Origin of the sequence: Mesorhizobium sp. M0772, from assembly GCF_040320135.1 — a bacterium.
Lineage (GTDB): Bacteria > Pseudomonadota > Alphaproteobacteria > Rhizobiales > Rhizobiaceae > Mesorhizobium.
Genome location: NZ_JAMYPB010000050.1, coordinates 21,046 through 45,960, shown reverse-complemented (window position 1 = coordinate 45,960; position 24,915 = coordinate 21,046). Strand labels below are relative to the sequence as shown.

At 63.6% G+C, this 24,915-nt stretch carries 24 protein-coding genes; 16 read left to right on the top strand and 8 right to left on the bottom strand.

Annotated features, from left to right (window positions below; genetic code table 11):
* Positions 1-79 precede the first annotated feature (79 nt).
* From NKI06_RS25575 to NKI06_RS25565, 3 genes are read left to right on the top strand one after another with little or no spacing between them, the layout of a single operon-like run.
* Positions 80-1,159: an ABC transporter permease gene (locus tag NKI06_RS25575; RefSeq protein WP_502900618.1), complete on the top strand. Its 1,080-nt coding sequence runs from the start codon at positions 80-82 to the stop codon at positions 1,157-1,159.
* Positions 1,156-1,992 carry an ATP-binding cassette domain-containing protein gene (locus tag NKI06_RS25570; protein WP_023712088.1) on the top strand — a complete coding sequence of 279 codons (837 nt, stop codon included), beginning with the start codon at positions 1,156-1,158 and terminating at the stop codon, positions 1,990-1,992. The genes NKI06_RS25575 and NKI06_RS25570 overlap by 4 nt, the downstream gene beginning before the upstream one ends.
* Before the next feature lie 32 nt (positions 1,993-2,024).
* Positions 2,025-3,131 (top strand): Gfo/Idh/MocA family protein, encoded by a 1,107-nt coding sequence (locus tag NKI06_RS25565; RefSeq protein ID WP_352812022.1) that lies wholly within the window; start codon positions 2,025-2,027, stop codon positions 3,129-3,131.
* Between the two features lie 140 nt (positions 3,132-3,271).
* Here the strand turns inward: NKI06_RS25565 and NKI06_RS25560 are convergent, their stop codons facing one another.
* Together NKI06_RS25560 and NKI06_RS25555 are read right to left on the bottom strand one after the other, a co-directional pair.
* Positions 3,272-4,048 carry a FadR/GntR family transcriptional regulator gene (locus tag NKI06_RS25560; protein ID WP_023682233.1) on the bottom strand — a complete coding sequence of 259 codons (777 nt, stop codon included), beginning with the start codon at positions 4,046-4,048 and terminating at the stop codon, positions 3,272-3,274.
* A gap of 107 nt (positions 4,049-4,155) precedes the next feature.
* Positions 4,156-5,046: an NAD-dependent epimerase/dehydratase family protein gene (locus tag NKI06_RS25555; RefSeq protein WP_352987545.1), complete on the bottom strand. Its 891-nt coding sequence runs from the start codon at positions 5,044-5,046 to the stop codon at positions 4,156-4,158.
* 117 nt (positions 5,047-5,163) lie between these two features.
* Between NKI06_RS25555 and NKI06_RS25550 the strand changes: the two genes are divergently transcribed.
* Entirely contained in the window at positions 5,164-6,102 is a 939-nt protein-coding gene (locus tag NKI06_RS25550; RefSeq protein WP_352987544.1) for an NAD(P)-dependent oxidoreductase, read from the top strand.
* A gap of 18 nt (positions 6,103-6,120) precedes the next feature.
* Here the strand turns inward: NKI06_RS25550 and NKI06_RS25545 are convergent, their stop codons facing one another.
* Together NKI06_RS25545 and NKI06_RS25540 are read right to left on the bottom strand one after the other, a co-directional pair.
* Positions 6,121-6,903, bottom strand: a complete 783-nt coding sequence (locus NKI06_RS25545) for a FadR/GntR family transcriptional regulator (protein WP_023682236.1) — start codon at positions 6,901-6,903, stop codon at positions 6,121-6,123.
* Between the two features lie 179 nt (positions 6,904-7,082).
* Complete coding sequence (locus NKI06_RS25540; protein ID WP_023673050.1) at positions 7,083-8,072, bottom strand: sugar-binding protein; 990 nt, start codon at positions 8,070-8,072, stop codon at positions 7,083-7,085.
* Between the two features lie 465 nt (positions 8,073-8,537).
* On the opposite strand from NKI06_RS25540, the gene NKI06_RS25535 reads away from it, so the two are divergent.
* From NKI06_RS25535 to NKI06_RS25480, 12 genes are all read left to right on the top strand, one after another.
* Positions 8,538-9,278 carry an ATP-binding cassette domain-containing protein gene (locus tag NKI06_RS25535; RefSeq protein ID WP_023682237.1) on the top strand — a complete coding sequence of 247 codons (741 nt, stop codon included), beginning with the start codon at positions 8,538-8,540 and terminating at the stop codon, positions 9,276-9,278.
* Between the two features lie 41 nt (positions 9,279-9,319).
* On the top strand, positions 9,320-10,318 hold the full coding sequence (locus NKI06_RS25530) for an ABC transporter permease (RefSeq protein ID WP_023673048.1): 999 nt from the start codon (positions 9,320-9,322) through the stop codon (positions 10,316-10,318).
* A gap of 39 nt (positions 10,319-10,357) precedes the next feature.
* Positions 10,358-11,128, top strand: coding sequence for an SDR family oxidoreductase (locus NKI06_RS25525; protein ID WP_352987543.1), 771 nt, complete (start codon positions 10,358-10,360; stop codon positions 11,126-11,128).
* 150 nt (positions 11,129-11,278) lie between these two features.
* Positions 11,279-12,106: an AraC family transcriptional regulator gene (locus NKI06_RS25520; protein ID WP_023673046.1), complete on the top strand. Its 828-nt coding sequence runs from the start codon at positions 11,279-11,281 to the stop codon at positions 12,104-12,106.
* Positions 12,107-12,217: 111 nt separating this feature from the next.
* Positions 12,218-12,661 (top strand): SRPBCC family protein, encoded by a 444-nt coding sequence (locus NKI06_RS25515; protein ID WP_023687951.1) that lies wholly within the window; start codon positions 12,218-12,220, stop codon positions 12,659-12,661.
* Between the two features lie 16 nt (positions 12,662-12,677).
* The gene (locus NKI06_RS25510) at positions 12,678-13,472 is read left to right on the top strand and encodes an FAD binding domain-containing protein (protein WP_352987542.1); all 795 of its coding nucleotides are present in this window, start codon (positions 12,678-12,680) and stop codon (positions 13,470-13,472) included.
* A gap of 60 nt (positions 13,473-13,532) precedes the next feature.
* Complete coding sequence (locus NKI06_RS25505; RefSeq protein ID WP_352987541.1) at positions 13,533-14,015, top strand: (2Fe-2S)-binding protein; 483 nt, start codon at positions 13,533-13,535, stop codon at positions 14,013-14,015.
* Positions 14,016-14,026: 11 nt separating this feature from the next.
* Positions 14,027-15,394 (top strand): xanthine dehydrogenase family protein molybdopterin-binding subunit, encoded by a 1,368-nt coding sequence (locus tag NKI06_RS25500; protein WP_352746584.1) that lies wholly within the window; start codon positions 14,027-14,029, stop codon positions 15,392-15,394.
* Position 15,395: 1 nt separating this feature from the next.
* Positions 15,396-16,400, top strand: coding sequence for a xanthine dehydrogenase family protein molybdopterin-binding subunit (locus NKI06_RS25495; RefSeq protein WP_023699673.1), 1,005 nt, complete (start codon positions 15,396-15,398; stop codon positions 16,398-16,400).
* A 7-nt stretch (positions 16,401-16,407) separates the two neighbouring features.
* A complete protein-coding gene (locus NKI06_RS25490; protein WP_352987540.1) occupies positions 16,408-17,289 on the top strand; it encodes an AAA family ATPase in 882 nt (293 codons plus the stop codon).
* Positions 17,290-17,491: 202 nt separating this feature from the next.
* Entirely contained in the window at positions 17,492-18,628 is a 1,137-nt protein-coding gene (locus NKI06_RS25485; protein WP_352987539.1) for a vWA domain-containing protein, read from the top strand.
* On the top strand, positions 18,628-19,515 hold the full coding sequence (locus NKI06_RS25480) for an amidohydrolase family protein (RefSeq protein ID WP_352739157.1): 888 nt from the start codon (positions 18,628-18,630) through the stop codon (positions 19,513-19,515). Before NKI06_RS25485 ends, NKI06_RS25480 begins: the two co-directional genes overlap by 1 nt.
* 45 nt (positions 19,516-19,560) lie before the next feature.
* Here NKI06_RS25480 and NKI06_RS25475 read toward each other — a convergent pair whose 3' ends face one another.
* The 4 genes from NKI06_RS25475 to NKI06_RS25460 form a co-directional block, all read right to left on the bottom strand.
* Positions 19,561-19,968, bottom strand: coding sequence for a carboxymuconolactone decarboxylase family protein (locus tag NKI06_RS25475; RefSeq protein WP_352739155.1), 408 nt, complete (start codon positions 19,966-19,968; stop codon positions 19,561-19,563).
* A gap of 248 nt (positions 19,969-20,216) precedes the next feature.
* Complete coding sequence (locus NKI06_RS25470) at positions 20,217-21,713, bottom strand: sugar ABC transporter ATP-binding protein (RefSeq protein WP_023736014.1); 1,497 nt, start codon at positions 21,711-21,713, stop codon at positions 20,217-20,219.
* A complete protein-coding gene (locus NKI06_RS25465) occupies positions 21,713-22,756 on the bottom strand; it encodes an SMP-30/gluconolactonase/LRE family protein (protein WP_023696217.1) in 1,044 nt (347 codons plus the stop codon). Before NKI06_RS25465 ends, NKI06_RS25470 begins: the two co-directional genes overlap by 1 nt.
* Positions 22,753-24,876 carry an ABC transporter permease gene (locus tag NKI06_RS25460; RefSeq protein ID WP_023746981.1) on the bottom strand — a complete coding sequence of 708 codons (2,124 nt, stop codon included), beginning with the start codon at positions 24,874-24,876 and terminating at the stop codon, positions 22,753-22,755. The genes NKI06_RS25465 and NKI06_RS25460 overlap by 4 nt, the downstream gene beginning before the upstream one ends.
* Positions 24,877-24,915 lie beyond the last annotated feature (39 nt).

Genomic DNA, 24,915 nt, shown 5'->3' with positions numbered 1-24,915 from the left:
CCCCCCCCCGCCCCCGGGGGCCGCGGCCCCGCCCGGGCGGGCCTTCCCCCCCACCCGCCCGGCCGGTGCGGCCGCGCGGCTGGCCAGCACGGGCCGGCTGACTCAATGGCTGCGCCGGCCCGAAGCCGGTGCCGCCGGCGGCCTCATCGCCACCATTATCATCTTCGCCCTGCTGCCGGGTGCATCGAACCTCTATTCGCTGCAGGGGTCGATGACTTTCCTGACGCTGGCGGCCGAACTCGGCATCATCGCCACTGCCGCAGCCCTTCTCATCATCGCCGGCGAGTTCGATCTCTCGGTCGGCTCGATGGTCGGCTTCGCCGGCGTCGTCATCGGGCTGACGGTGAAATACTGGGGCCTACCGCTGTGGGGCGGCATCGCCTGCGCCTTCGCTGTCGCCATCCTCACCGGCTACGTCAACGGGCTGATCGTTGTGAAGACCCGCCTGCCCTCCTTCATCGTGACGCTGGCGTCGCTCTACATCCTGCGCGGCCTGTCGATCGGCATCACCCGCGCCGTCACCGGCCGCACGCAGATCCCCTACATCCTCGACGGCGCGCCGGACCCGGCAACCGCGGGCCTGTTCAACGGCCATCTCCTGACCGGCTTCTTCCAATGGATGGGCACGCAAGGCTGGATCGCCACCCGCACCGACGGCATTCCCTTCGTCGTCGGCATTCCGATGTCGATCGTCTGGTGGCTCGGCCTGACAGCGCTTGCCGGCTATGTCTTGACCCAGACCAAATACGGCAACTGGATATTCGCCACCGGCGGCGACCTCAATGCCGCCCGCAATGTCGGCGTGCCGGTCGACCGGGTTAAGATCGCGCTGTTCATCTACACCGCCTGTGCCGCGACCTTGCTTGCCACCATCCAGGTGATGGAGGCCGGCTCCGCCGACACCACGCGCGGCCTGCTCAAGGAATTCGAGGCAATTATCGCCGCGGTCATCGGCGGCGTGCTGCTCACCGGCGGCTATGGCACCGTCTATGGCGTGCTGTTCGGCGCGCTGATCTTCGGCCTGGTGCAGATGGGCATCTTCTACACCGGCATCGACACCGACTGGTTCAAGGTCTTCCTCGGCATCGTCATTTTGATGGCCGTGCTGGTCAACAACTACATCCGCCTCAAGGCGCTCGGACGCGGAGGTGGCAAATGACCTACCCAAACCCGTCCCCGGCCATCCAGCCAGCCATGGAATTGCGTGGTGTGTCGGTCAATTTCGGCTCGGTGCGCGCGCTCCAGGATATCGACATCAAGGTCTATCCCGGCGAGGTGCACTGCTTGCTGGGCGACAACGGCGCCGGAAAATCGACGCTGATCAAGGTTCTGTCGGGCGTGCACCGGCCGACCAAGGGCGAGATTTTCGTCGACGGCAAGCCCGTCACGTTCCGCAGCCCGCGCGACGCGCAGGACCTCGGCGTCGCGACGGTCTTCCAGGACCTCGGCATGATCTCGCTGATGTCGATCACGCGCAATTTCTTCCTCGGCCGCGAGCCGACCAGAAGCCGCCTGCCCTTCTCGCGCTTCGACAAGGAGCGCGCCAACACAATTGCCCGCCAGGCGATGGCCGATATCGGCATCGACGTGCGCGACCCGACGCAGGCCGTCGGCACGCTGTCGGGCGGCGAGCGCCAATCGGTGGCAATCGCGCGCGCAGTCCACTTCGGCGCAAAGGTGCTGATCCTTGACGAGCCGACCTCGGCGCTCGGCGTGCATCAGGCGGCCATGGTGCTGAAATTCATCATCGAGGCGCGCATGCGCGGGCTGGCGGTGATCTTCATCAGCCACAACATCCACCACGCCTACCCTGTCGGTGACACTTTCACGCTGCTCAACCGCGGCCGCAATCGCGGCACATACGCAAAGTCCGAGATCTCGCGCGACGAGGTGATTTCCATCATGTCGGGCGGCGAGGATCTGAAGGCGGTGGAAGCTGAGATTGCCGGGCTGTTGGCGCAGATCGGCAATCGGCCGGCCGCCGCACCCTGAGCCTGGAACACTTTGCAGAGAGTTTTAGCAGCATGAGCAGGATACGGGTTGGCGTTATCGGCGCCGGCATGATCTCGCAGGTCGAGCATATTCCGAATCTGTTGCGGCTCGGCGACCTGTTCGAACTGGTCGGCGTCGCCGACCCGTCAAGGATTTCGCGGGAATATGTCAGCGAAGTTCACGGCATCGCCAATTTCGAAACGCCGGAGCAACTGTTCGACCATAAGCTCGACGCCGTCGTGATCGGCTCGCCCGACCCGCTGCATCACGAGCAGGTGCTGGCCGCACTGGGGCGCGGCCTGCATGTCTTCTGCGAAAAGCCGCTCTGCTATTCCCCGGCGGAAATCGCCGAGATCATCGCCGCGCGCGATAAGGCCGGCAAGGTCATGCAGGTCGGCTATATGAAGCGCTTCGATCCGAGCTACCGGCTGGCGCTGGCCTCGCTGCCCGGCACGGCAAAGACGTTGCGGTCCGTCTCGGTCGAGGTTAACGATCCCGATGCCTGGCCGTTCATCGCCCACCAGCGCTACAAGCGCGGCAACGACATTCCCGAGGAGCTGATTGCCGCCGCGCAAGCCAGGCAGAAACAACAGGTCGAACGCGCTATCGGCCAGCCTTTGAACGATCTGGCTTTCCGTGGATTTACCGCCGCTTACAGCTCCGCCTTGATTCACGATGTGAATGCCGTACACGGCCTGCTCGACGCGCTCAGCGTGCCGGATGGCGAGGTCGTCGGCGCGCAGATCTTCGCCAATGGCGATGGCGGCCAGGGCGCAGTAAAACTGCTCGACGGCCAGGCGCTGTGGACGATGACGCATCTCACCGTGCCGAAGCTCGCCGACTACAAGGAACGCATCACGCTGTTCTTCGACGATGCCAGCCTCGAGCTCGAATTCCCCTCGCCCTGGCTCAACCATCACCCGACCCGGCTGACTGTGAAGACCTCGGACGGCCACACACTGTCGACGAAGGATCTGCGCGCCGGCTACGGTGAAGCCTTCGTCGAGGAACTGCGCGGCTTCTGGGGTGCGATCGTCAATCGCGACGAGGTGGTCAACCGCCCCGAGCACGCCGCCCGCGACCAGGCGCTGCTGATCGCGCTGACCAGGCAGCATTTGGCCACTTCGCAGGCCGGCTGAGCGCTCGCAGGATGTGTTGAGATTCAGGTCAGGCCGCGCCGAACACATTGGGTTTCGAGAACCGGAGCGGAGCGTACTTAAGTACGTGAAGCGCGAAAGCCGGCGTTTGCAGGCCGGCCTCACCTGAATATCAGCACATCCTACCGGGTGTTGATGACGCCGTCTGTATTGGCGAGCAGCTTGCGCACCGCGTTGCGGGCCGCATCCGGCCGCTGCAGGCGGATGGCCTTCTCGATCGCCTCGTGCAGTTGCTGTGCATGCTGCAGATCGTCGAGTTCGCGCGTCGTATAGGTGAACAGATGATCGAAGGCGGATTCGATCAGCACGCCGAGCGGCACCAGCAGATCGTTGCCGGAGGCGCGCAGGATGGCGAGATGAAAGCGTGTGTCGGCGCGCGTGCGCTCCTGCAGGCTCGACGCCTCGCCCATCTCGCGGCAGGCCTGGCTGATCTCGGCCATCTGCTCCTCGGTGCGTCGCATGGCGGCGAAGGCAGTCGCTTCCGGCTCGATGATGTGGCGGAATTCCTGCACCGTCTTCAGGAACACCTCACGGTCGGGCGCGGTCGCGTACCAGGCGAGCACATCGCGATCGAGCAGGTTCCAGCGCTCCCTGGGCTCCACCCAGCTGCCGATTTTAGGGCGTGATGCCAGAAGGCTTTTGGCCATCAGCATCTTGATCGCCTCACGCACCGCCGAGCGGCTGACGTTGAAGGTTTCAGACCATTTGGCTTCATTGGGCAGGATGGTGCCCGGCGGATAGTCGCCGCGCACAATCCGAAGCCCGATTTCGCTGGCCAGTGACGCATGCACGCTGGTGCCGGGCATCCGGGCCGCGTCAGCCCGGCGAAGGGTCGCCGGGCGCTCTGCGGATGCCGCCTTTTCAGGCATCTTTCCCTTATTCGGCTTTCCGTCCCTCATGCCTCCACAAAGTCCGGATTTCGGAAGCTGTCAAGCAAAGGGCGGGACGTTGACGGCAAAGGCTGCGGCTGTGCACAGATCAGGTCGCAACCTTGCCCCCGGCCGGCCTATTTGACGTATTTGCGCCAGCTGTGCTCGGGACGGAAGCCAAGCATGTCCCTGGCTTTGCGGTTGGAAAGCAGCGTCTCGTATTCGTCGAGCTCCGCCTTGACCGGCACGTCGGGGTAAAACCGCTTCAAAAGTTCCGCTGTCGGCAGGTCGGACGAGGTATCGTCATTGGCCGCGTTGAACACCTGGAAGCCGAGCCCGTCCGTTTCAACGGCGCGCAGCGTGATCTGGCCGAGATCGCGCGCGTCGACATAGCTCCAGGCGATGCGCTTGCGAAAGCCCGGATCGGCAAACCACTTCGGAAACAGCGAATATTCGTGCGGCTCGATGACGTTGCCGATGCGCAAGGCATAGATATCGGTGCCGTTGCGCTGCGCAAAGGCGCGCGCCGTGTGCTCGTTGACGACCTTGGACAGAGCATAGCTGTCCATCGGATCGACGTCGTATTCTTCATCGAGGGGAAAATATTTGGGGTCGCGCGGTTCGTTGGCGAACACCACGCCATAGGTGGTCTCGCTGGACGCGATCACCACCTTGGGGATGCCGAGTTTCACCGCCGCCTCGATGACGTTGTAGGTGCCCATCGCATTGATGCGGAACACCTCATTGTCGGTCGTGATCATGATGCGCGGTATGGCGGCGAAATGCACCACGGCATCGACCGGCTGCGGGCGCAGCGACGGGTCGAATTCGTGCAGACCCATATAGCTCGACAGCGCGTTGAACACCTGGCCGCTGTCGGTGATGTCGGTGATCAGCGTGCGTACCTTGGGATTGTCGAGCGGCCTGGTGTCGATGTTGAGCACCTGGCAGCCCTGTTCGATCAGATATTGCACGACATGGCGACCGGCCTTGCCGCTGCCGCCGGTGAACATGATCCGCTTCGTCATTTTCGTCTCCAATGCCTAGGATTTCTGTGTATTGTCAGACAATATGGCATTCCGCAACCACCCTCGCCCGCAAGACGGCGGCGCCCAATATCAATCATCGCAACAGGACTTCAAGACATGACCACGACCGCCGCGAGCGAAAAGATCGGCTTTATCGGCCTTGGCCTGATGGGGCACGGCATTGCCAAGAACATCGTCGACAAGGGCTATGGCCTGACCTTCCTCGGCCGCAAGAACCGCAAGCCGGCGGAAGACTTGGCTGGCCGCGGTGCGAAGGAAGTGGCCACCTCGCGTGAGTTGGCAGCGGCATCCGATATCGTCTTCATCTGCGTCACCGGCTCGCGCGAGGTCGAAGCCATCATCCGTGGCCCCGGCGGCCTCAAGGAGGGCCTGAAAAGAGGCTCGGTTGTCGTCGATTGCTCGACCGCCGATCCGGTCTCGACCGTGGCGCTGGCGGCGGAACTGAAGGAGATCGGCGTCGACTTCGTCGATGCACCGCTCAGCCGCACGCCGAAGGAAGCCTGGGAAGGCACGCTCGACGCCATGGTCGGCGCGCCCGACGCGCTGTTTGCCCGTGTGAAGCCGGTCATCGAAACCTGGGCCGGCCGCATCGTCCATATTGGCGATACAGGTGACGGCCACCGCATGAAGCTGCTCAACAACTTCATCTCGCTGGGCTATGCCGCGATCTATTCCGAGGCGCTGGCGCTGGCCGAAAAGGTCGGCATCTCGCCACCGCGTTTCGACAGCGTCATCCGCAACGGCCGCATGGATTGCGGCTTCTACCAGACCTTCATGCGCTGGACGCTGGAGGGCGACCGCGACGCGCATAAATTCACCATCGCCAACGCCTTCAAGGACCTGACCTATCTGGAATCGATGGCGGGTGCGGCCGGCATCGCCAACCCGCTCGGCAACGCCACCAAGAACTCCTTCGCCGGTGCCCATGCCACTGGCCCGGCCGAGCAATTCGTGCCGATGCTGGCGACATATATCGGCAAGGTCAACGGCGTCGACCTGATGCCCAGCAAGGATGGCAAGAAGCAGACGATTTGAGGTGGCGAAAAGCCTGTGTCAGCGCCTCGACCGGCCGATAACATCGTCGGTGTTGGCGAGCAGTTTGTGCACCGCATTGCGCGCGGCCGCAGGACGCTGGAGGCGGATGTTCTTCTCGATCGCCTCATGCAGCGCCTGCGCCCGCCGCTGATCGCTGGTCTCGCGTGTGACGAAGACAAAGAGATGATCGAGCGCCGACTCGATCAGAACGCCAAGCGGCACCAGCAGATCGTTGCCCGAGGCGCGCAGTATGGCGAGGTGAAAACGCGTATCGGCGCGGATACGCTCCTGCAGGTTCAGAGCCTCGCCCATCTCACGACAGGCCTGGCTGATCTCGTCCATCTGCTCGTCGCTGCGCCGCGTGGCGGCAAAGGCCGACGCTTCCGGCTCGATGATGTGACGGAACTCCTGCACCGTGCGCAGGAAGGCCTCCCGGTCCGGCCCGGTCGCGTACCAGGCCAGCACATCGCGGTCGAGCAGGTTCCAGCGTTCCCTGGGCTCGACCCAGCTGCCGATCTTGGGCCGTGAAGCCAGCAGGCTTTTGGCCATCAGCATCTTGATGGCTTCGCGCACCGCCGAACGACTGACATCGAAGGTCTCGGCCCATTTGGCCTCGTTGGGCAGAATGGTGCCGGGCGGATAGTCGCCGCGCACGATCCTGAGGCCAATCTCGCCGGCCAGCGAGACATGGACGCTCGCTCCCGGAAAATGCGCGGCACCGGCCCTGCGCATGACAGCCGGACCGAGGCTGGTTTGTGCCTTGGCCCGCTCGGCTCGCTTCTTTGATTTCTCGTCCGGCATTCACGTTCCAATGCGTCGGCCGTCTGCGTCCGGAATGGTCCGAACCTGCACGGCGCGCCGATCTCGTTGCCGAAAATCCAAACTACAGGCGTGTCAAAGCCGGAGCCTGCTGCCCCAACCGTTGCGTCCGTCCGGGAAGAGACGGGGCGCCCGTCAAAGGGCGCCCCGAAATCGAGAACCTACTTCTGGATGCAGGTGTCGACCGTGTCCTTGGTGCATTCGTCGAGGCCGGTGAACACCGGATCGGCGACCGCCTTGCCTTCGACCAGGTCGATCATCACCGATGGTGCCTTGTAGCCCATTTCGAACGGCCGCTGACCGACCAGAGCGGTCACAAGGCCGTCACGGGCGATCGCCACTTCATCGCCGATCGTATCGGCGGCGCCAATGACGAAGTCGTTGCTGGCGATGCGGTCCTTGAGCGGCCCGAACAGGTCGCGATAGGGCTGCGGTGCGCCAAACAGCGGCCAGCCGCCCATGATGCCGAAGGCGTCGAGCTTGGGATTGGCGGCGAGGATGTCGGTCATCGCCTGCACGCCCTTGGCGCCGTCGTCATTGGTGAACACCGGGCAACCGGCAACTTCGGTCCAGCCGCCTTCGCCGGCAAGTGCCGCCAGGCCTTCCTTGCCCGACAGCGCGTCACGCATGCCCTGCGCCCGGCGCAGGATGTTGTCGGCCGCGGGATTGCCTTCGATGGTACAGATCGTGCCGCCGTTCGGCTTGCCCTTCTTGATGTACTCGCCGATCTTGTGACCCATCAAATAGTTGTCGGTCCCGAGATAGGTCTTGCGCAGCGCGGCATCTTCCTTGCTGAGATCGGCGTCGAGCGTCATGATCGGGATCGTCGGATTGGCGGTCTTGATCGTCTGAGCGATCAGCGGCGCGTTGGATGGCGAAATCGCCATTGCCACCGTGTCGGCCTTGCTCAGCATGTCCTGAACGATCTGCGCCTCGCCGGCCTCGTCCGAGGTCGACGCCGGGCCGGTGTAGAAGCATTCATATTCCGAGCTGGCATTTTCCTTGTTCCATTTCTCGCAACCCTGGTGGATGGCTTCGAAGAATGGATTGTCGAGACCCTTCACCACGATGACGAGCTGTTTCTTGGCCAAAGCCGGCCCGGCGCCCAGCGCCATGGCGGCGACGGCGGCGAGCAAAAGTGTTTTCCTCATGTCAGTCCTCCCTTGAAACAGACGGACACGGCGTGCCCGCCACACAGATCGACCGGATGCTTAATGACCGAGGTTCGTTTCACGAGCACTCGTGTCGCCAAGACAGATCGATAAGCATTTCCAGATGCGGCATTGGCCCGGCTCAACACATGGGTGGCGCCGCAACCTCGACCGATAACCTCCGCCGATTCCGCCCGGCTAACCGCCAGCGGCATCGGCATAATCTCCTCCGACGCTTAGCTAATATCGGCTTGCGGCCAACGTCAATGCTATTTGTCCTACAAAACGGATTTTTGGATGACCAACGCTTCAATTCGTCCGACAATTGATTGACGAGCGCCGGCTTTTGCGTAAAAGAACGCTGACGCTGTTTCCGGGAGGAGATGGGGAGAGCGGGGCCAAAGCAGCGCCGGCATTCACGCCGGGAACAGCAGCGGGTCGCAAAACACGGGGAGGCAAAGACTGGTGGCGGTTCTCGAACTCACCAATATCTCGAGGCATTTCGGCGCCATCCAGGCGGTCAACGACGTATCGCTGTCGATCGAGCCCGGACAGGTGGTCGGCCTGATGGGCGACAACGGCGCCGGCAAGTCGACACTGGTCAAGATGATCGCCGGCAATTTCCGCCCCAGCCATGGCGTCATGCGCATGGACGGCAAGGAGTTGATCCTGCACAAGCCGGCGGAAGCTCGCCAGCACGGCATCGAGATCGTCCACCAGGACCTGGCGCTGTGCAACAATCTGACCGCCGCCGCCAATGTCTATCTCGGCCGTGAATTGCGCCGCGGCCTCGGCCCTTTACGCATCCTCGACTATGCCGCCATGTACAAGCGCGCCGGCCAGCTCTTCGCCGAGTTGAAGTCCGAGACCCGTCCGCGCGACCTTGTCAAGCAGATGTCGGGCGGCCAGCGCCAGGCAGTAGCGATTGCCCGCACCATGCTGTCGCAGGCCAAGATCGTGTTGATGGACGAACCGACGGCCGCGATCTCGGTGCGCCAGGTCGCCGAAGTGCTGAACCTGATCCGCCATTTGCGCGACCAAGGCATCGCAGTGGTGCTGATCAGCCACCGCATGCCTGACGTGTTCACCGTCGCCGACCGCGTCATCGTCATGCGGCGCGGCCGCAAGGTCGCCGACAAGACGATTGCGTCAAGTTCGCCCGAGGAAGTCACCGGGCTGATCACCGGCGCCATCGAACAGGTTTGATCTCAGCGAATTTCACCACGCACAGCACATGAAGGTCGACGATGGCACTGACAATTGACCAGCCGATCGAACAAAAACAACAATCCTTGCCGGCAAGACTGTTTGCCAGCCAGACCTTCTGGGTGGTGATCGCGGTCATCCTGGCCTGCCTGTTCCTGTCTTTTGCCACCGACGCCTTCGCCACGTCGAAGAACCTTTACAACATCACCCGCAACATCACCTTCGTCGCCATCATCGCGCTCGGCATGACCTTCGTCATCATCACCGGCGGCATCGACCTGTCGGTCGGTTCGGTGCTCTGCCTGTCGTCGATGGTGCTGGCCGTCACCATGCATGCCGGCTACTCCATAGAAGTCGGCATCCTCGCCTCGATCGCCACCGCGCTCGCCATAGGCGCCTTCAACGGCATCATGATCGCCTATCTCGGCTTTCCACCCTTCGTGGTGACGCTCGGTATGCTGTCGATTGCCCGCAGCCTCGCCATGGTCGCCTCCAACAACACCGTCGTCTTCCAGTTCGGCCCCGATCACGACAAGCTTCTGGCGCTGGGCGGCGGTGCCTGGGTGTTCGGCATCGCCAATCCGGTGCTCTACATGATCCTTTTGGCGCTGATCACCGGCTTCACGCTGCGCTGGACCAAGTTTGGCCGCCACATCTTCGCCATTGGCGGCAATGAGCACGCGGCGACGCTGACCGGCGTTCCGGTAAAGCAGATCAAGGTCGCCGTCTATATGATCTCGGCGCTGGCGGCGGGCATTGCCGGCATCATCCAGACCGGATGGCTTGGCGCCGTCACCACCAATCTCGGAACCGGCATGGAACTGCAGGTCATCGCCGCCACCGTGATCGGCGGCGCCAATCTCGCCGGCGGCGTCGGCACCGCTTTCGGCGCCATTGTCGGTGCCGCGCTCATCGAAGTGATCCGCAACAGCCTTGGTCTGCTCGGCATCAATGCTTTCTGGCAAGGCGTGTTCATCGGCGGCGCCATCCTGCTCGCGGTGCTGTTCGACCGGATCCGCAACTTCAGGCGCAATGACTGAATGTTTTTGGACTGAATCTTTCGGCTGGAAACCGTTGCTTTGACATCGAAATCCCTGTTCGACCTCAACGGCCGGCTGGCGCTGATTACGGGCTCCGGCCAAGGCATCGGCCTGGCGCTGGCGCGCGGCCTTGCCGAGCATGGCGCAAGTGTCGTGCTCAACGGCCGCGATGCCGGCAAGGTTGCCGGTGCTGTCGCCGGCTTGCGCGACGCTGGCTTCAAAGCGCACCCCTCGACCTTCGACGTGACGGATTTTCGCGCGGTCGATGCCGATGTCGCCCGCATCGAGGCCGAGATCGGCGCCATCGACATCCTGATCAACAATGCCGGCGTGCAGTTCCGCGCTCCGCTCGAGGACTTTCCCGAGGAGCAGTGGGAGCGGCTGTTCAAGACCAATGTCTCCGGCGCCTTCCATGCCGGCAAGGCGGTCGCCCGCAATATGATCGCGCGCGGCAAGGGCAAGATCATCAACATCGGCTCGGTGCAGAGCGAACTCGCCCGGCCCAACATCGCGCCCTATACGGCCACCAAGGGCGCAATCCGCAATTTGACACGTGGCATGTGCACCGACTGGGCGAAATACGGCTTGCAGGTCAATGCCATCGCCCCCGGCTATTTCCGCACCGAGATGAACCAGGCGCTGGTCGACAACCAGGAATTCTCCGCCTGGCTGGAAAAGCGCACGCCGGCTGGCCGCTGGGGGTATGTCGACGAACTGATCGGCGCCGCCGTGTTCCTCGCCTCCGACGCCTCATCCTTCGTCAACGGCCATACGCTTTATGTCGACGGCGGCATGACGGCTTCGGTTTGACGGGAAACCCTATCGCTCAGTCTGAAAATCCACCACTACGGCCGGCAGCACACAGCGGCTTTCGCCCCGCGCCTTGACGCGAGCCCGAACTCAGCCGCACAATCCCGTCGCAGGCGAAGGGAGGCCAGTCGTCTGCGGGAGGTATAACCCATGACGGACGCGATCAGGCTCTATTGGGGCCGGTTCGGACATGTTTCTGTCCTGAATGTCGCCAGCGACTTCGTCACCCATGCGCATGTCGAGGCCCACATCATCATCTGGCTGGAGGGCACGGCCGGCGAGATGACCGTCGGCCGCGAGACGGTGCCGCTGGGTCCCGGCACCGCCGCCGGCATCAATTCCTACCAGCCGCACAGCCACATTCTGTCGCAGAACGGCAGGCCCGGCCTGTTCCTCGCTTTCTACATCGATCCGGATTGGGCGCGCCGGCGCCGCGACCTGCCTTCGTCGGCGCCGTTGTTTGCACAGGCTGCGATCACGCTCGAACCCTGGCTGCACCAGGCCGCCGCCAACCTGCTCGACCATTTGAGCGATAATGAAAGCATCGACGACGTCGCCAATTACGAGATCGAGCGCTTCATCGATAGCCTGCTCGACGCCGCCGACGCCTCGGCGCCGCAGGAGGCGCGCATCCGGGTCAACACAATGCAGGATTTCCGCGTCCGCAAGGCAATCCAGCTGATGAAGGCCAATGTCTGCGAACGCATCTCGTTCGACGACGTCGCCCGCAGCGTCGGCCTGTCGCGGCCGCACTTCTTTGCTTTATTCAAGGAACAGACCAATCTGACGCCCAACGTCTACTGGAACACGCTGCGCATGGAGGAAGCCGTGCGGCAGCTGCAGTGGTCGCAGGAGCCGCTGATCTCGGTCGCCTGCAATCTCGGCTTCACCACCCAGGGCAATTTCTCGCGCTTCTTCCGCGACCATGTCGGCGTGCCGCCGACGCTTTACCGCGAAGCGGCGCGTGCCATGGCCTGAACGGGCTGTTCTTTTTCAGACTCCTTGATAGGGCCGCAAGACCCATTGATAAGCGCAGCGCCGGCCGCCGCCCTACCCTGCAGCGTATCGAATTCGTAGGGGAATGATCATATGGCTGAAGTCACCGTCTCCAGCGTCATCGACGCGCCGGTCGAAAAGGTCTGGGCGCGCATACGCGACTTCAACGGCCTGCCGGGCTGGCATCCGCGCATGGTCAAGAGCCATATCGAAGACGGCAAGAGCGCCGAAACCATCGGCTGCGTGCGTAATTTCGAGCTCGCCAGCGGCGCGCGTATCCGCGAGAAACTGCTCGACTTCTCCGATTCGAATTTCCGCGTCAGCTACTCCATCCTGGAGACGCCGCAGCCGCTGACCAATCACAAGGCAACGCTGCAATTGCGCCGCGTGACCGACGGCGACCGCACCTATGCAGAATGGACCGCAACTTTCGACGCGGCGCCCGAAGAGGCCGACAAGATCGCCGCCGGCATGGCCGCCAATGTCTTCCAGGGTGGCTTCAATGCGTTGAAGAGCCATTTTTCTGGCCAGAGCTGAGTCAGGGGAGACTGCCATGGCGCTTGCCCTCCAGACCTTTTCGGCCGTCAGGGATGCCAACGCGGCGCTGAAGGCGCCCGGCACCCGCTATCTCGGCGGCGGCACGCTGGTCGTGCGCGCCGCCAATGAAGGCGATGTCTCCGTCACCGGCCTCGTCCGCTCGACCGATCCGACCCTCTCCGGGATCACCGTTGCCGGCGGCAAGGTCCGCATCGGCGCTTCGGTGACAATGGCGGCCATCGCCCGCCATCCCGAGCTTGCGGCGCTGTCCAAGGCTGCGCGCGCCGTCGGCGGCCCGGCGATCCGCAATATGGCGACTGTCGGCGGCAATCTGTTCGCACCCTCGCCCTACGGTGATTTCGCTGTCGCCCTGCTGGCGTTGGATGCGACGGTCGGCACCGATGATGGGGAATTGCCTATCGAGGATTTTCTGGCCAGGCGGGACGACAGCCGCGCCATCGTCACATCAGTCGCCTTCGCGTTGCCGAAGGCCAAGAATTTCCGCTTCCTGAAAGTGTCGCGGGTCAAGCCGAAGGGCGTCTCCGTGATCAGCATCGCCGCCGTTCTCGAACAGGCCGGCGACGGCACTGTCTCCTCGGCGCGGATCGCGCTCGGCTGCATGGCAGACCGGCCGATGCGCGCCCGTGCTGCGGAAAAGGCACTGATCGGCAGCAGGCTCGAGCAGGACGGCGTCGCAGCGGCGCTGGCTGCAGCCGGTGAAGGCACTTCGCCAATCACCGACCCGATCGCCAGCGCCTGGTATCGCGCCGAGGTTCTGCCGGTCCATCTCGGCCGGCTGCTGCTTACTTAACCACCGCTTGGGGGGCGCGCGTCTGTCCGATCAACCGGGCAGGCGCGCTGGGAGGAAAACATGGCAAAGGTTCCGGTTCAGTTCACGCTCAACGGCTCGGAGAAGGCCGAAATTGTCGACAGCGGCACGACGCTGCTGCACGCGCTGCGCGACAAGATCGGCGACACCTCGCCCAAGGGCGGCTGCCACCAGGGCACCTGCGGCGCCTGTTCGGTCATCATCGACGGCGAACTCCGGCTCTCTTGCCTGACCCTGGCCGAGACCTGCGGCGGCGCCGACATTCGCACCACATCGGGCCTCGCTGAGGCCGGCGTCCTGCATCCGCTGCAGCGTGCCTTCCTCGACGCCTTCGCCACACAATGCGGCTTCTGCACGCCGGGCATGATCATGGCCGCCAAGGTGCTGCTCGACCATACCCCCAATCCGAGCCGCGAGGATGTGGTCGAGGCGCTGTCCGGCAACATCTGCCGCTGCACCGGCTACGAGCCGATCATCCAGGCGGTGCTGACCGCGGCCCGAGCCAATTCGCAGAACGCGGCCTAAGGACCAAAAGAATGGAACTGCGCAAAAACTATTTCGCCGATCAGCGCAAGGACGGCCTGCACGAGATCGGCCATGGGCGGCCGCGGCTGGATTCGCCGGGACATGTGACGGGCAAGACCGCCTATTTCGCCGACCGCAACGTCCCGAATATGCTTCACCTGAAAATGGTGCGCAGTCCGCACCACCATGCCCGCATCCGTTCGATCGACACTTCCGAAGCGGAGAAGCATCCCGGCGTGGTGAAAATCCTCACTGCCAGGGACGTTCCGCACAATGTCTACACCATCCTGATCCTGATCCAGGTCGGGCCGGAGGACGAGACGGTGCTGGCCGACGGCAAGGTGCGCTGGAAGGGCGAGGCCGTGGTGGCGGTGCTGGCCGAGACCGAGCGCGCGGCTCAGGAAGCGGCAGCCAAGGTCAAGGTCGACTACGAGGTGCTGCCGGCCGTCTTCGACATGGAGGAAGCGCTGAAGCCCGGCGCGCCTTTGGTCAACGAATATCACGGCCAGAACTATTATCTCTATGACAGCGGCGAGTGCCGCAAGGTGCGCTTCGGCGATGTCGAGGCGGGCTTTGCCGGCGCCGACCACATCCTCGAACAGAGTTATCAATCCTCGCCGATCGAGCATGCGCCGACCGAGACCACCGGTTGCGTCGTGGTGCCCGAAGGCAATGACCGCTTCACCTGCTACACCAACACCCAGGCGATGTTCTTCACCCTCGACAACGCCTCGATCATCCTGCAGATGCCCGGCTCCAAACTGCATTTCGCCGGCGGCACCGTCGGCGGCGGCTTTGGCGGCAAGGTCGACGTCATCGTCGAGCCGATCGCCATTCTTGGCGCCAAGCTCACAGGACGTCCCGTCTCCTTCATCTACAGCCGCGAGGAGGAGATGCAGATCTCGTCACCCCGAGCGGCCGAAAAGATAATCATCAAGGACGGCGTGATGAACGACGGCCGCATCGTTGCGCGCAAGGTGACCGGCTATACCGATGCCGGCGCCTATTCGCGCCATTCGCCTTATGGCGCGCAGAAGGGAGCGGCGCACTATCCCGGGCCCTACACCATTCCCAATGTCTGGATCGACACTTATTGCGTCTACACCAACCGCACCCCCTCCTCCGCCATGCGCGGCTTCGGCGTCACCATCGGCGACTTCGCGCTTGAGGTGCAGATGGACAAGCTGGCGCGGCTGATCGGCATGGACCCGCTCGAATTCCGCTTCATCAACGCCTATCGCGATGGCGACATGAAGGCGCATCGCCAGCCGACCGAAGGAGCGGCGCTGATCGAGTGCATGCAGGAGGCGTCGCGCGCCGCCAACTGGCCGGTGGCGGAGAAGTATATGGCGATGTCCTCCTACACGAAGGGAGCTTGAGATGGCGATAAGGCGCGGACGCGGCGTCGCCGCGATCAACTACCCGACGGGCATGAACCTTGGCGGCGACCCGACGCAGGCGCTGGTGCATTCGACGCCGACCGGCAATTTTATGGTCACACTTTCGTCGGTCGATCTCGGCCAGGGCCTGAAGCAGATCATGGCGCAGATCTGCGCCGAGACCATCGGCGTGCCGACCGACCGGGTCACCATCGACACCGCCGACACCGACACCGGCCCGCACTGCATGGGTACCTTCGCCTCGCGCGGCACCCACCGCGCCGGCAATGCCGTCATCCAGGCGGCCAAGGAAGCGCGCCAGGTGATGTTGGAAGTGGCGGCGGAAGAGCTGGAGGTCAACGCTTCCGACCTTGAGACTGACGGCCAGGGCAATATTCTGGTCAAGGGCGCGCCGCAAAAGTCGATCTCGATCTTCGATGTCGCCTTGTCGGCGCATTTCAAGCGCGGGCGCTCGATATCCGGGCGCGGCATGTTCCTGATCCCGCGCTCCTATCCGGAGAAAGAGACCGGCGCGATGAAGCCGTCGACCTGTTACGCCCATGCCTGCACGGTGGCCGAAGTCGAGGTCGATGACGAGACGGGCGAGGTTACGGTGCTGACCGTGAAGAACGTCTTTGAGATCGGCCGCGCGCTGAACCCGAAAATGGTCGAGCAGCAACTGGTCGGCGGTTCCTGGATGGGCATCAGCCACGCGCTCTACGAAACGACCGAGCCCTATTATCCCAACCGCGACCATGGCGGCACCGACTTCAACCAGTATCTGATGCCGGGACCGGGCGATCTCGCCCAAACCGAGATCATCGTGTTGGAGCGGCCGTCGGCGGATGGTCCTTACGGTGCCAAAGGACCAGGCGAAATGTGCGCGAACCCGCAGATCCCCGCGGTTGCCAATGCCGTCTTCGACGCCGTCGGCGTGCGCATCGACACGCTGCCGATCACACCGGAGCGCATATTGCGCGCGCTGAAGGCGCAAGCGGCGAACTGAGGACGACATGCAGGAGCCGAATGCCGTGACTGTCGCGACCTCGCCGGAGGCAGTGGCACAGCATCTCGCTGCTTCGCGCTACCTCGCCGACGACAGCCTGGCCACCGCCATCTTCCTGGCGATACGGCTCGGCAAGCCGCTGCTGCTGGAAGGCGCGCCCGGCGTCGGCAAGACCGAAGCTGCCAAGGCGGTCGCACAGCTCCTCGGCCGAGATCTGGTGCGGCTGCAATGCTATGAAGGCATCGACGCTGCGCACGCGCTCTACGAATGGAATTACCAGCGCCAGCTGCTCGCCATCCGCCATGCCGGCGAGCATGAGATCGACATCTATGACGACCGCTTTCTGATCGCGCGGCCATTGCTGCAGGCGCTGCGGGCGCCGGAGCAGCGCGTGCTGCTGGTCGACGAGATCGACCGCTCCGACCACGAATTCGAAGCGCTGCTTCTCGAATTCCTTTCCGATTTCCAAATCAGCATCCCTGAGCGCGGCACGATCCGCGCCGAGGCGCAGCCGATCGTCATCCTGACCTCGAACCGAACCCGCGAACTGGCGGAGGCGCTGCGTCGGCGTTGCGTCTATCACTGGATCGGCTATCCCGACGCCGAGCGCGAAGCCGCCATCATCATGCTGCGCGCCGGCGATGTCGCCGAGACCACCGCGCGGGCCGTGGCAGCCGCCGTCCAGACCATTCGCGCCCGGCCGCTAGCCAAGCCGCCCGGCATCTCCGAGGCCGTAGAATGGGCCAACGCCGCCACCATCCTGGAGAAGGGCGGCAGCCCGTGGCCGCAAGCCTTCCGCCGCGCCATCGGCGTGCTGATCAAGGACGAGGAAGATTTGTCTTATATCGCACCCGAGCTTGGCCGGATTGTCGAGGAGGCGCTAGGGTGAGCCGGGACCTCGGCAATTCGCAACGCCGGCGGGACAGCACCCCCCTCTGTCCTGCCGGACATCTCGCCCTCAAGGGGGGAGATCAGCTGTCATTGTGGCTTTCGCCAATCTCCAGAGTTGCAGACCTGAGCAAGGCGCCGAAGCCGCCAATCTCCCCCCTTGAGGGCGAGATGTCCGGCAGGACAGAGGGGGGCGCGAAGGAATGATGCGTCAGGGAACCCTTCCTCTCGCCTCCGCGCCCTTCCTCGACTTCGCCCGCCTTCTGCGCCGCCACGCTTTTGCCGTTGCCCCCGAGCAGGTCTCCAGCTTCATGCAGGCGGTCACCCTGCTCGGCCCCCGCTCAATGGCCGACATCCGCGAGGCGGCGATCGCAACGCTTGCCCCCCCGCCCGATCGCCGCGGCGAATTCGAGGCGCATTTTCGCAATCACTTCCATGGCGATGGCCAACCCTCGATCGAAGGCGAGGAAGACGAGGAAACCCGCATCAAGGACGATCACGGCACGCGCCAGGAGGAGAAACAGACCACGCGCCAGGAGAAAGGCGGCGAGCTGTCGTCGGCAATCGAACAGCTCAGCAGCCGCGACTTCCTCCGCGACGACGATGGCCTTGGGCCCTTCCGCCGCAAGCTCGCTTCAACCCTGCCCGCGCGCCGCTCCTTCCGCACCGTGCGCTCCCATTCGCGCGGCAAGCTCGATCTACGCCGCTCGCTGCGCGAAATCGTCAGCGCCGATGGCGACATCCCCTCGCCGCAGCTGCGCCGCCGCCAGACGGTGCCGCGCAAGCTGCTGATCCTGATCGATGTTTCCGGCTCGATGAAGCTGCATACATCGGATTATCTCAAACTGGCGCACGCCGCCGTACAAGGTGCTGACCGTGCCGAAATCTTCACCTTCGGCACGCGGCTCACCCGCATCACATCCGCACTGCGTATCCGCGATCGCGACCAGGCTCTCGCCCGCGCGGCGGCACTCGTCGACGACTGGGACGGCGGCACGCGCATGGGACCGACCTTGCTCGCCTTCCTCTCGGTGCCGCGTTTCTCAGCTTTCGCCCGCGGTGCCGCTGTGATCATCCTGTCGGACGCGCTGGAGCGCGGCGACCATGCCGATCTCGAGACCGCAATGCGCCGGCTGAGCGCCCGCGCCTTTCGCCTGTCGCTGGCCACACCGCTGGCCGGTGACCCGCGTTTCCTTCCCGCCACGGCAGCACTCCGCGCCATCCTGCCTGATCTCGACGATCTCATCGACGGCTCGTCGCTCGGGAGCCTCACCGATTTCATCCTGTCGCTCGCCCGCCCCGCCCCGGCGGCGTCGGCAATCTGGAAAAGGGTATTGTGATGCAGAAAGCCATCGACGCGCATTTCCACATCTGGCGCCAGCAGGACCAGCCATGGCTGGTCGGGCCGATGGTGCCGCGCATTTTCGGACCCTACGAACCGATCCGCCGCGACTATCCGATCGAGGAATTTCTCGCCGATCAGCAAGGCGCAGGTGTCGAGAAGGCCGTCTATGTCCAGACCAACTGGGCCAAGGAGGATTTCGAAAAAGAAGTCGCCTTCCTGCAGAAGACTGCCGACGAGACCGGCTGGCCGCACGCTATCGTCGGCTATACCGATATGACTGTCGACGATGTCCGGCCCCAGATCGATCGATTGAAAAAGTACCCGCTGCTGCGCGGCGTGCGCATGCAGCTGCATTGGCACGAGACGCCGGCCTTCCGCTTCGCTGCCTCGGCCGATCAGGTCATCGACCCCAAGGTGCGGGCCAATGTCGCGCGGCTTAAAGACTATGGCCTGTCCTTCGACCTGCAGCTTTTCCCTGCCCAGATGAAGGACGGGCTGACGCTGGTCGGCGAGAACCCGCAGATCAACTTCATCCTCACCCATGCCGGCATGCTGACCGGCATGGAGCCGGAAACCAACGAGGCCTGGAAAGCCGGCCTGAGTACGCTATCAACAGCGCCGAACTTCTACGCCAAGCTATCGGGCCTCGGCACCTTCGCCCACCGCAACGATCCGGCGTTGATCGCCTACATCGTCGACAATGCGATCGACATTCTGGGCGCTGACCACCTGATGTTCGGCTCCAACTTCCCGATCGAAAAACTCTGGACGACCCATGCCGAACTGATCAAGGCGCACCGCGCCGCGGTAGGCAAGCATGGCGCAGCCGCCGAGGCGGATATCTTCTGGAACACGGCCGAGAAGGTTTACAGACCGGCATAGCGCACTGCTTCCCCTCTCCCACAGGGGAGAAGGGAAATCCGCCCCTCACCTCACTTCAAACTCAGGATCGACCGGAATCTGCATCGCAGTCACCAGATGGTTGGTCTGCCCGGCCAGCCCGATGATCGACGCCAGCTCGCCATGCTGCGCATCGGTCAAGCCTTTGGCGCGGGCAGCTGCCGTATGCGAATGGACGCAATAGGAACAGCCATTGGCGGTGGAGACAGCGATGTAGATCATCTCCTTGGTCAGCGGGTCGATGGCGCTTTCCGTAGCCATCACCACTTTCACCTGGTCCCATGTCCGTTTCAGCAAGGCCGGATCGTTGGCCAGCCCGCGCCAGAAATTGTTGACGAAGTCCGACTTGCGCGTCGCGCGGATGTCGTCGAACACAGCCTTCGCAACCGGGATTTTTTCGACCTCGGCATCGCTGAGGAGTTTTGTGGCGGCCATGGCGTTTCCTTTCGTTGAATCGGTGGATCAGGTGGTTGAATCAGGTCTCGAGCAAGGGCGGCTAACCGGCTATTCCGATTCAGTTTTTGATGCTGACAGAACCATGGCGATTGGCCGAAGCATCTCAGCTTCGTCATTCAGGGGCGAAGCAGGCGCGAAGCGCCGTCGCGGAGACCCGAGCATGACGAAGGCGCTGAGGCCTTGGCCAATTGGTGACGTATGCGCACCGTCAAACACCGACAGGCAACCTAGTGCACTGCCGCATACATGATCTTCTCCTCCGTCGCCTCCGCCGGCGAGAACTCCTCGACGATGCGCCCCTGTCGGCACACCAGAATCCGATCCGACAGGTTCATGATTTCCGGCAGGTAGGACGAGATCACCACCACGGCCAGCCCCTCATCGGCCAGCCGGTTGATGATCTGGTGGATCTCGGCGATGGCGCCGACATCGACGCCGCGCGTCGGCTCGTCGAAGATGACGATGCGCGGCTGCTGCACCAGCCCCTTGCCGATCACCACCTTCTGCTGGTTGCCACCGGAAAGCTCGACCACGCGGGCGTTGTCGTTTATCGCCTTGATGTTCAGCGTCTTCGTCCATTCTGCGGAAAGCGTGCGCATCTCCTGCTGGTTGATCACCCAGGCCTTTTCGCGGCCCGCCGCCAGGAGCCCGCCGAACAAATTCTCGGCAATGCCCATCGTCTCGAAAATGCCCTCGCTTTTGCGGTCCTCGGAGACGTAGACGATGCCGTCGGCGACCGCTTCGCTCGGCACGAGATAGCGTACCGGCCGGTCGTCCAGCTCGATGGCGCCGCCGCGCAGGAAATCGCGCTTGTAGATGCCCGACACGATCTTGAAGGTCTCGGTGCGGCCCGAGCCGATCAGCCCGAACACGCCGGTGATCTGTCCCTGAAAGATCGAGAAGGAGGTGTTGCGCACGACATTGCTCATCGAAATGTCCTGCACCGACAGCACCTTCTTGCCGGCCTTGCGCAGCTTCGCCTCGTCGCGCTGGCGGTAGATCTGTCCCGACAAAGTGCGCCCTACCATGGCGGCGACGATCTTGTCGCGATCGAAGGCCGATGTGTCGTCGGTTATGACCAACTCGCCATCGCGCAGGATTGTGATGCGGTCGGCGATCATTAGCGCCTCTTCCAATGCATGGCTGATGAAGACGATCGAGACGCCGTTCGCCTTCAGCCGCCGGATCAGTGCGAAAAAGTGCCGCTTCTCCTCCGGCGTCAGCGTCGCCGTCGGCTCGTCGAAGATGATAATCTCGGCATTGTGGTGAACGGCGCGCGCGATCTCGACCATCTGACGCTTGGCCGCGCCGAGCGTTGCCACCATGGCGTTCGGGTCGACCGGGAAGTTCAGCGATTGCAAAAACTGTTGCGCCGAAATGTAGGTGCCGCGCAGCCGGTTGAGAAACTTTTCGGTGCCGAGATAGAGGTTCTGCGCCACTGTCATCGACGGCACCAGGCTGGTCTCCTGGAACACCATGGCGATGCCGGCCTCGAGCGCCGCATGCGGCGAGGCGTAGGCGATCTCGCGGCCTTTGTGGAACATCTTGCCGGAAGTGGCGTCGACGACGCCGGCAATGATCTTGGTCAGTGTCGATTTTCCGGCGCCATTCTCGCCGAGCAGCGCGTGGATTTCGCCCTTGCGCAGTTCGAAGCTGACTTGTCTGACCGCGGGCACGCCGCGATAGTTCTTGGTGACATTTTCCAGGCGCACGATCGGTTCCATCAGAAACCTCCCGCGTCGAGCACGCAATCGCCACCCCTGGAGGCGATGAATAGAAGTCCGTCCTTCTCCGCCACGCTGCAAATGCCGTGGCGCGTGCCGTCGGCGCGGCTGTGCAGGCTGAATTGCGGCTGCATGGTCCGGTCGAGCTTCACCACCAGCCCGTAGGAGCGGCTCGGCGACCAGGGCTTGTGGATGCCCATGGTGCGGATGCCGCCACATTGCAGCGGTTCGAGGAAGCTGCGGTTGGAGGCCAGCGCCGGCGCGATCCAATAGGCCGGCGGCACTTGGTCGATCATGTCGCGCCGGTAATGCGTTTCCTGCAGCACGAATTCGATCAGCCGGTTGCGCGGCGCGAACAGGGCCAGCCACGCGCCGCCATCGCCGGCCGGCGCAAGGCGCGCGGGATAGCCGGGCAGATGCGTCAGCACGGTCGAGCGGCTACCGGTTGCACCATCGAAGCGAACAAGCTGGTGACGCCAGCTTTCGCTGACCAGCACATCTCGCCCCGTGGGATGGAGCCCATAGGGAAAGGCGATCTCGCCGGCCACTTTGCGGAACCCGCCGCCGGCTGCGTCCCGCCTCCAAAGCGATCCGGACGCGCCCTTCTTCATCAGGTCGGCGGCCCATAGCGACGGCGCATGCTCAGCCGAGCCATTGGCCAGCCACAACGTGTCGTCCTCGGCATAGGCAAGCGCGGTGATGCAGCTGACGCCAGACGGCAGCGAAACCTCCTTGCCGGCGACCAGCAGCTTGCCGCTCTCAAGTCCGACCGTCAGTTCTCCCGACAGTGATAGAGCCAGCGCAGTGATGGGGGAAGGAAAGGTCTCGACAACCTTCGGCTCCACTTCTGCGGCAAGCGAATAGATGGCGTTGCCGCTGGAAGCGAGCAGCCGGCCATCGGCAACCAGCAGATTGTCGGGTTCGATCAGTCCGGCAAAAACCGGCGCATCATCGAGCCGCGTGTTGGGCCGGAAGGCGCCGTCGAGCGGCGGGATGGTGACGGCCTTGCCGCGAAACATGTCCAAGATGGGATCGAGGATCATGGCTGCGTTCCCCAATAAGAAGCGGAGCTGGTCCAGGTCGGGTCCGCGCCCGCAATCTTGTAGCGGCCGATGCGGTTGTTGAGGATGCCGCCGACGAACAGGAAACCCTTGTGCTCGCGCATCGAGGTGACCATCGGATGCGCGCCGCCGGTGAGGTCGCCCATCGCCTCGATAATGCCGCCCTTGTCGTTGAATTTCACCACGCCGCCGGTGTTGATGTTGGGGAACAGCCACTCGTCCTGCGGCAGCCGGCGCGTCATGCGCTTGCGCATATCGGGATGGCGCAGCGACAGGTCGAAGCTCGGCGTGCGCATGCCGAGCCATGCCATCCAGTAATTGCCGTCGGAGGCGCGGTTGATGTTGTCGGGATAGCCCGGCATGTCGCGGATGACGCATTCGGCGGCGCCCGCCTTCGGCCCTTCCAGCCAGTAGCGATGCACGCGGCAGGCCCAGCTCTCAGCGAAGAACAGCGACTTGCCGTCATGCGCCATGCACACACCGTTGGTGTAGCGGTAGCCGTCGAGCAGTGTCTTCGTCGAACCGTCCTTCGGGTCATAGACCAGCAGCCGGCCGGTGGCGCGGTTCTCGATCGAGTCAAGCGCCCAATCGTGGGCGTCATAGCGCTTGGTGGAGTCAGTGAAATAGATGCGCCCGTCCGGCGCGATGTCGCAATCATTGGGGTCGCGCAGCCGCGCATCGTCTACGATCGAGGTCCAGGAGCGCGACGTCTCGGCCGACAAGCGCCTCACTTCCCGATCCGGTGAGACGGAATAGAGCCCCATGGCGCCGACGCAGCTGATCAGATTGCCCGATTTGTCGAAGGCCAAGCCTAGCGGAAAACCACCGATATGGGCAAACACCTCCGACTTAACGTAATCCGGTGCGAAAAAGCGGACGATCTCGCCATGGCGCGTGCCGCAATAGAGATGGTCGTCGCGGTCGAGGATGACGTCTTCCGGCCCTTCCAACTCGCCGAGCCCGATATGGTCGGCCGCCGACAGCCGGTTGTCGAGCGCGTAGGGCGTGCCTGAGCCCGGCACCGCAGACTGTGTCTCGCCCATCTTGAGATAGACCGGCGCGACATAGACTTCGTTGAGCACCTTATGGCGGTTCTTCAGCCAGCGGATGTCGATCGTCACCGCCACCGCCAGCATGATGCCCAGCACCATCTGGTTGGTGCCGGTGCCATAGCCCAGCCGGATCAGCCCGTTAGTCATGGTCAGCACGATGATGGCGCCCATCAGCCCCTTGATGACCGAGCCGCGGCCACCACCCAGGCTGACGCCGCCGACCACCGCCGCCGTCAGCGCCATGATCTCAAGGTTGAGGCCGGTGCCCGGCCCTGCCCCACTCAGGCGGCATGCGATCAGGAAGCCGCCGATCGAGGCGCAGAAGCCGGAAAAGACATAGGTCATGAACACGGTGCGGCGCACGCGAATGCCGGCATTGTGCGCCGAGCGCCTGGATCCGCCGACCGCCAGCACATGCCAGCCCGGCCGTGAGCGCGTCAGCGCGATATGGGTGACGATGGCAAGAATGATCGCCAGCCACACCGAGACCGAAAGCCCCCAGAAGGTGCTGTCGCCGATGAAGTCGAGCACATCGGATGTCGCCTGGGAAAGCTGCACGTCTGCGGCATAGGTGGTGACGAGAATATCGAACAGCGCCCGGCCAAAAATGAAGGTGACCAGCGTAGTCAGAAAGGCGCGCAGCCTGAGATAGCCGACGAGGTAGCCGTTGACGGCGCCGAAGATGAGCCCGGTGGCAAGCGATGCCGCCAGCGCCAGCCAGATAGACTGTTCGAGGATGAAGAAGACATAGACGGCGGAGAAGCAGGACAGCGCGAAGATCGAACCGACGGACAGATCGATGCCGCCGCCCAGCATCACCACCGTCATGCCGGTGACCACCATCGAGAACTCGCCGAGCTGGCGGGTCGATTCCTGTAGCGAGGTCAGCTTGAAGAAGCCGGGAATGATCGAGCCGAACACGCTGAGCGTCGCCACCAGCGCCAGGAACGGAATGGCGTTGTCGGTCCAGCGTTTTGTCAGGATTTCGCCGACCAGATGGTCGGGCACGAGATTGTAGCGCCAGGACTGGAGGCGTTCGCGAAAGGACATCGGCGGCTGCTATTCCATGAGGGAACGAGGTGACCGGAT